5 protein-coding genes (1 of these 5 cut by a window edge) are annotated in these 6,171 nt (G+C 67.2%); 2 read left to right on the forward strand and 3 right to left on the reverse strand.

Annotation, left to right across the window (positions count from 1 at the left end; translation table 11 throughout):
- The first annotated feature begins 32 nt into the window (after window positions 1-32).
- On the forward strand, window positions 33-1,094 hold the full coding sequence (locus GV161_RS13290; protein ID WP_244624173.1) for a murein L,D-transpeptidase family protein: 1,062 nt from the start codon (window positions 33-35) through the stop codon (window positions 1,092-1,094).
- A 32-nt stretch (window positions 1,095-1,126) separates the two neighbouring features.
- Entirely contained in the window at window positions 1,127-1,750 is a 624-nt protein-coding gene (locus GV161_RS13295) for an SCO family protein (RefSeq protein WP_152015861.1), read from the forward strand.
- Between the two features lie 176 nt (window positions 1,751-1,926).
- Here the strand turns inward: GV161_RS13295 and GV161_RS13300 are convergent, their stop codons facing one another.
- The 3 genes from GV161_RS13300 to GV161_RS13310 form a co-directional block, all read right to left on the reverse strand.
- Window positions 1,927-3,309 (reverse strand): aldehyde dehydrogenase family protein, encoded by a 1,383-nt coding sequence (locus GV161_RS13300; protein ID WP_152015860.1) that lies wholly within the window; start codon window positions 3,307-3,309, stop codon window positions 1,927-1,929.
- Window positions 3,310-3,518: 209 nt separating this feature from the next.
- Window positions 3,519-5,174 (reverse strand): acetolactate synthase large subunit, encoded by a 1,656-nt coding sequence (locus GV161_RS13305; RefSeq protein WP_152015859.1) that lies wholly within the window; start codon window positions 5,172-5,174, stop codon window positions 3,519-3,521.
- A gap of 84 nt (window positions 5,175-5,258) precedes the next feature.
- On the reverse strand, window positions 5,259-6,171 hold the 3' portion of the coding sequence (locus GV161_RS13310) for an ornithine cyclodeaminase family protein (RefSeq protein WP_159650251.1). It continues 56 nt past the right edge of the window; 913 of the gene's 969 nt are visible here — the last part of the coding sequence; its start codon lies beyond the right edge, outside the window — the gene reads right to left on this strand; the stop codon is at window positions 5,259-5,261.

Below are 6,171 nucleotides of genomic sequence, written 5' to 3' on the forward strand. Positions count from 1 at the left end.
GTCGTTAGCGCCAGACGCCGATAATTTTAGCCATGTCCGATCGCTCTCTCTTCCAGCGTCTCCGGCGCTTCGCTCTGCTCGGCGTCGCCGCCGTTGCCCTGTCGTCCTGTGTCGGGATGGAGGGCGACGGCCGGGGCAACCAGCCTTTGCCGGCTGCGCTCGTCTCGCAGATGTCGAACAAGGGCATGAGCCAGGCCGACCCGATCGTCGTGCGCCTCTACAAGAAGGAGAGCGAGCTCGAGGTCTGGAAGCGCGACCGCTCCGGCCAATACGCCCTGCTCAAGACCTATCCGATGTGCCGCTGGTCCGGCCAGCTCGGTCCCAAGAAGCGCGAGGGCGACCGGCAAGCGCCGGAGGGCTTCTATACGGTGACGCCGGAGCTGATGAATCCGAGGTCGCAGTTCTACCTCTCCTATAATCTCGGCTATCCCAATGCGCTGGAGAAGGCGCAGGGTTATACCGGCTCGGCTCTGATGATCCATGGCGCCTGCACCTCGGCCGGCTGCTATGCGATGACCGATGACGGCGTCACCGAGATCTACGGGCTGGCGCGCGAGGCGTTCGCGGGCGGTCAGCGCAGCTTCCAGGTCCAGGCCTTCCCCTTCCGGATGACGCCCGAGAACATGGCGCGCCATCGCAGCAATCCGAACATCGCCTTCTGGCGCAATCTCAAGGAAGGCTCGGATCATTTCGAGGCGACCCGCCAGCCGCCGAAGCTGGCGACCTGCGGCGGCCGCTATGTCTTCAACCCGGCCGGCGATGCCTCGGCTTTCGTTCCTGGCGCGCCGTGCCCGGCCTATGAGACCGATCCGGAGGTCGCCTCGCTGGTCTCCGCGCGCAGCGCCCGCGACGATGCGCGGCTCGCCGAGCTCTCCGGCAGTACGCCGGCGATGAGCTATGCGCTGATGGATGGCGGCATGCACCAGAGCTTCCGCAAGATCCTGCGCAATATCGGGCCGGAGCGGATGCAGACCATGGTCGCCGGCAAGGTCGAGATCAGCCAGCCGCAGGCGGCTCTGGCCGACCCCTATGGCGCCGGCGGCGACGATGAGCCGCAGCAGGCATCGGCGACCGGGTCGATCTTGTCGCGTTGACGCCGGGCAAGCCGGCCGCCAGACAAAAGCGCATGCCGATCCTCAAGATCATCCGTTACGGCGCCTGGGCTGCCGTTGTCCTCGTCGCCTTCGCCGCCGCCGCGATCACGCTCGGCTGGTGGCGCGTCGACGGACCCGGCCGGCCGAGCTCGGGCGTGGCCGTATCGACGCCGCTGGCCGATGTCGGCGGTCCGTTCACCTCGACCGACCATACCGGCCGCAAGGTCTCGCAGGCCGATTATCTCGGCAAGCCGACGCTGGTTTTCTTCGGCTTCACCCATTGCCCGGAGGTCTGCCCGACCACGCTGTTCGAGCTCACCACCCTGCTCGGCAAGCTCGGCCCCGAGGCCGACAAGCTCAACGTGCTCTTCGTCTCCGTCGATCCCGAGCGCGACACGCCGGCGCAGCTTGCGCTCTACCTGCAATCCTTCGATCCGCGCATTGTCGGGCTCTCCGGCACGCAGGCCGAGCTCGACGCGGCGCTGAAGGCCTTCAAGGCCTATGCCAAGCGCATCCCGACGCAGGACGGCTACACCATGGACCACACCGCCTCGGTCTATCTGATGGACGCGGAGGGTCGCTTCCGCAGCCTGATCGACTATCACGAGGAGCAGGACTCGGCGCTGGCGAAGGTCAAGCTGCTGCTGAAGCGCTGAGCACTGTCTTTCCGGGGCTTCGCGGAGCGAAGAGCCCGGAACCCAGAACCGATGCGCTTTATTGTGAAGGCGCGAAGATGAGGGAGCCAATCCTGAGCCGGCATCGGCTCTGGTTTCCGGGCTCGCTGCTGTGCAGCGCCCCGGAATGACGGCGAGGTTCCGAAGCTAAGATCGCCTCAGCGCCGGTTCATCAGGATCATCTTCTCCTGCGTCATGTCGCGCATGGTGTAGGGGATGCCGCCGGTGCCGTAGCCGGATTCCTTGCGGCCGGCGAAGGGCATCCAGTCGGTGCGGAAGGCGGTGGGGTCGTTGACCATCACCGCCGAGGCATCGAGCCGCTCGGCGACGTGCAGGGCAACGTCGATGTCCTGCGCAAAAACGCTGCCCTGGAAGGCGACGTTGAGCGAATTGGCCCGGGCGATGGCCTCGTCGAGCTTGCTGTAGCGGTAGACGCAGACCAGTGGGCCGAAGACCTCGAGCTGCGAGACCTTGGCGTCGACGGCGGGGTCGAGCAGCACAGCCGGCTCCAGCGTCGTCTCCGACAGCCGCTTGCCGCCGAGCGCGAGCTTGGCCCCGCCCTTCACGGCTTCGTCGATCCAGCTTGCCACCCTATCCGCTTCCTTGGGCAGGATCAGCGGGCCGACCTCGGTCTCCTTCAGCGTGGGATCGCCGGTGCGCAATTTGGCGACACGCGCCACCAGCCGCTCGGTGAAGGCGTCGGCGATCTCTTCATGCACATAGATGCGCTGCGTCGACACGCAGACCTGGCCGGCATGGTAGAAGCCGCCCTTGACGACAGGCTCGATGATCCGGTCGAGATCGGCGCTGCGGTCGACGATCGCCGGCGCCGCCCCGCCATGCTCCAGCGCCGAGCGCGCGCCGTGCGCCAGCTTGGAATGCAGGTACCAGCCGACCTTGGCCGAGCCGATGAAGCTGAGGAAGGCGACGCGCCGGTCGGTGGCGAGCGCCTCGGCGAGCTCGTTGGTCTCCGGCAGGAAGGTCTGGCACCAGGCTTCCGGCAGGCCGGCCTCGTGCACCAGCGCGACGAAGTCGCGGCAGCACAGCGGCGTCGTGCTCGCCGGCTTGATGATGACCGGACAGCCGACCGCGATCGCCGGCGCGACCTGGTGGACGATCAGGTTGAGCGGGTGGTTGAAGGCCGAGATCGCCGCGACGATGCCGATCGGCTCCTTGGTGGTGAAGGCCCAGCGGTTCACGGCCGCCGGCGTCAATCCCATCGGGATCTCGCGCCCGCCGAAATTCCGGAGTTCGTCGGCGGCATTGTAGATGCCGTCGACGGCGCGCGTCGCCTCGACGATGGCGTCGGGCAGCGGCTTGCCGCCCTCGCGCGCGATCAGCCGGGCGAAATGGTCGCGCTTGGCGTCGAGCAGGCCGGCGAGCCTGCGCAGGATCGCAATCCGCTCATGGGTTTTGAGCCAGTTGCCGCGGTCGCGGAAGACCTTGTCGGCCGCCTGCAGTTTGGCTTCGAGCGCCGCCGCATCGTCGGTGGCGATCTCCTCGATCGGCGCGCGATCATAGGCCTGGACCACTGTCAGCATCTTGGTCTCCTTGGCGGTTTTCTTACTAACGGCTTGGATGAGGGCGTTCGCCGCGAAACATGAGCGCGAGTCGTCCCGGGCGACCGGAGGGAGACCCGGGACCCATTCCGGAACCTCTATCGGAAAGGCTCCGGAATGGATCCCGGATCTTCGCTTCGCTCCGTCCGGGATGACAGGGTCTGTCCGGCTGAGTGTAACGGGTCTCGGGGTCAGGCCAGCTCGATATCCGGCGTCTTGTTGCGCAGCTCCTCGACGAGCACGCGCGTGTTCTCCGAATAGTCGATGGGAACCTCGACGAGATGGACGCCGCCGCCCTTGAACGCAGTTTCCAGCGTCGGCACCAGCTCGGCCGCCGAACCGACGCGCGAGCCCTTGGCGCCATAGGCCTTGGCATAGGCGACGAAATCGGGATTGCCGAAGCTCATGCCGTAATCCTGGAAACCGTCGACCGCCTGCTTCCAGCGGATCATGCCATAGGCGCTGTCGTTGAGGACGACGACGACGAGGTTGAGGCCGAGGCGGACGGCGGTCTCCATCTCCTGGCTGTTCATCATGAAGCCGCCATCGCCGCAGACCGCCATGACCCGGCGCTTGGGATGCAGCATCGCCGCCATCATCGCCGAGGGCAGGCCGGCGCCCATCGTCGCCAGCGCATTGTCGAGCAGCAGCGTGTTGGCGACATGGGTGCGGTAGTTCCGCGCGAACCAGATCTTGTACATGCCGTTGTCGAGACAGACCATGCCGTCCTCCGGCATCACCGCGCGGATGTCGTGGACGATGCGCTGCGGCGTGATCGGGAAGCGGTCTTCTTCCGAGCGGTCGTTGAGATGCGCGAGGATCTTCTGGCGCAGCTCCAGCATGACCGGATCGGCTTCGACCCGGCCGCCTAACAGCTCCGCCAGCGCCGTGACGGTCGCGCCGATATCGCCGATGACCTCGGCATCGGGGTGGTAGACCTGCTCGACTGTCGCCGACTGGTAGGCGACATGGATCACTTTCGGCCCGCCGGCGCTCTTCATCAGGAAGGGCGGCTTCTCGATCGTGTCGTGGCCGATCGCGATGATCAGGTCGGCCCGGTCGACCGCCTGGTGGACATAGTCGCCCTCTGACAGGGCGGCCGTGCCGACGTAGAGGTTGGAGCCGCCGGTGACGGCGCCCTTGCCCATCTGGGTGTTGAAGAAGGGCAGCTTCACCCGCCGCACGAAATCGGAGAGCGGCTCGACCAGCCGCGGCCGGTTGCCGGCGGCGCCGATCATGATCAGCGGCCGCTTGGCGGCGAGGATCATCTCGGCGGCGCGTGCGATCGCCCTCGGATCCGCCACCGGCAGCTCCAGCGGATGCACCGGGATGATCGGCACGTCGGCGACCTCCTCGCCGGCGATGTCCTCCGGCAGTTCGAGATGGACCGGGCCGGGCCGCTCCTCCATCGCGACGCGGAAGGCGTCACGCACCACCGACGGGATGCTGGCGGCGCTGACGATCTGCCGGGTCATCTTGGTCAGGGGCTTCATCGAGGCGACGACGTCGACGATCTGGAAGCGCGCCTGCTTGGCGCTCATGATCGCCTTCTGTCCGGTGATCAGGATCATCGGCATGGCGCCAAGATGGGCATAGGCCGCACCGGTCGAGAAATTGAGCGCGCCGGGGCCGAGCGTCGCGATGCAGACGCCGGGACGCCCGGTCAGCCGGCCATGCGTCGCCGCCATGAAGGCGGCGGCCTGCTCGTGCCGGGTCAGGACGAGCTCAATCTTCGAGGTCCGGAGCGACTCGACCACGTCGAGGTTTTCCTCACCGGGAACGCCGAAGATGCGGTCGACGCCCTCGTTCTCGAGCGCGGCCACCAGGAGATCGGAACCCTTCGTCATTGCCATCGCCTATCCGGAACGCCTCGATGCCCGGAAAGGTAGGCTTCCTGCAGGCGAAGGGAAAGCCGGCGCATGGCAGGGTTGCTATCTGGGCAGGGAGGTTCCGATACCGGCGGCGCGCGCCTTCTCCAGGACGAGATGCGCGAGCGCGAGATCGGCCAGTGCAAAACCGCGGAAGCAGAACAGCGAGCGCTTAGTCCCGGCATCGGCCAACGGTGTCTGCGAGAGTCCGGCAAGGTCATGGCCGAAGCGGACGCTCGTCACCGGCTGCCCCTCGACATCATAGGGCGCCTGCGATTGGGCGAGGCTGTCGGTTGCCAGGATGTCGAAGGCAGGCAGCGCCTCGGGCAGCCAACTGCGGCCTGTGTCGACCGCCGCAGCAAAGGAAGCAGGCTTCATCCGCCTGGGATCGAGGAAGGCGCGCAGGCCCGGCGTCGCCGGAATCATGGAGATGACGATGTCGCTGCGGGCGAGCAGCATGTCGGCATCGTCGACGATCTCTGTGGCGAGGCCCCGCGCTGCGGCAGCTTCCGCCAGGCGTTCGGCCGAGCTCCGGCTGCGGCTCAGCATCAGGGCGTTGTCGAGGCTGGGAAAGAGATCGTGGAAGGCGGCGAGATGGGCATGGGCCTGCAGGCCGCAGCCGACGAAGCCGATCGTGCGTGCATCCGGCGGCGCGAGCAGCGAGGCGGTGGCTGCCGACATCGCCGCGGTCCGCACCAGCGTGATCTCGTCGCCGTCGAGGACGGCGAGCGGCGCGCCGGTGGCATAGTCGCTGACGCAGATCAGAGCGCTCACGCTCGGTACGGTGCTGCCCGCCTGTGTCGGAGCGGAGGCGACCCACTTCACCGTGGCGATCGCTTGCGCTTGCGAGGCTGCCGTCATCGCCTGGAAGGCGTGGCCGGGTCCGAGTGACAATGCAGTCTTGGGCAGGCTCCGGTTGCGGCCGGCGGCATGGTCACGGAAGGCGCCGAGCACGGCCTCGCGCGCCTCGCGCGGA

The sequence above is a fragment of the Bosea sp. 29B genome (genome assembly GCF_902506165.1).
Classification (GTDB): domain Bacteria; phylum Pseudomonadota; class Alphaproteobacteria; order Rhizobiales; family Beijerinckiaceae; genus Allobosea.

What these genes read in the sequence shown, in the direction of transcription:
- GV161_RS13290 (WP_244624173.1), top strand. Translation starts at nt 33, where the DNA reads ATGTCCGATCGCTCTCTCTTCCAGCGTCTCCGGCGCTTCGCTCTGCTC.
- GV161_RS13295 (WP_152015861.1), top strand. Translation starts at nt 1,127, where the DNA reads ATGCCGATCCTCAAGATCATCCGTTACGGCGCCTGGGCTGCCGTTGTC.
- GV161_RS13300 (WP_152015860.1), bottom strand. Translation starts at nt 3,309, where the DNA reads ATGCTGACAGTGGTCCAGGCCTATGATCGCGCGCCGATCGAGGAGATC.
- GV161_RS13305 (WP_152015859.1), bottom strand. Translation starts at nt 5,174, where the DNA reads ATGACGAAGGGTTCCGATCTCCTGGTGGCCGCGCTCGAGAACGAGGGC.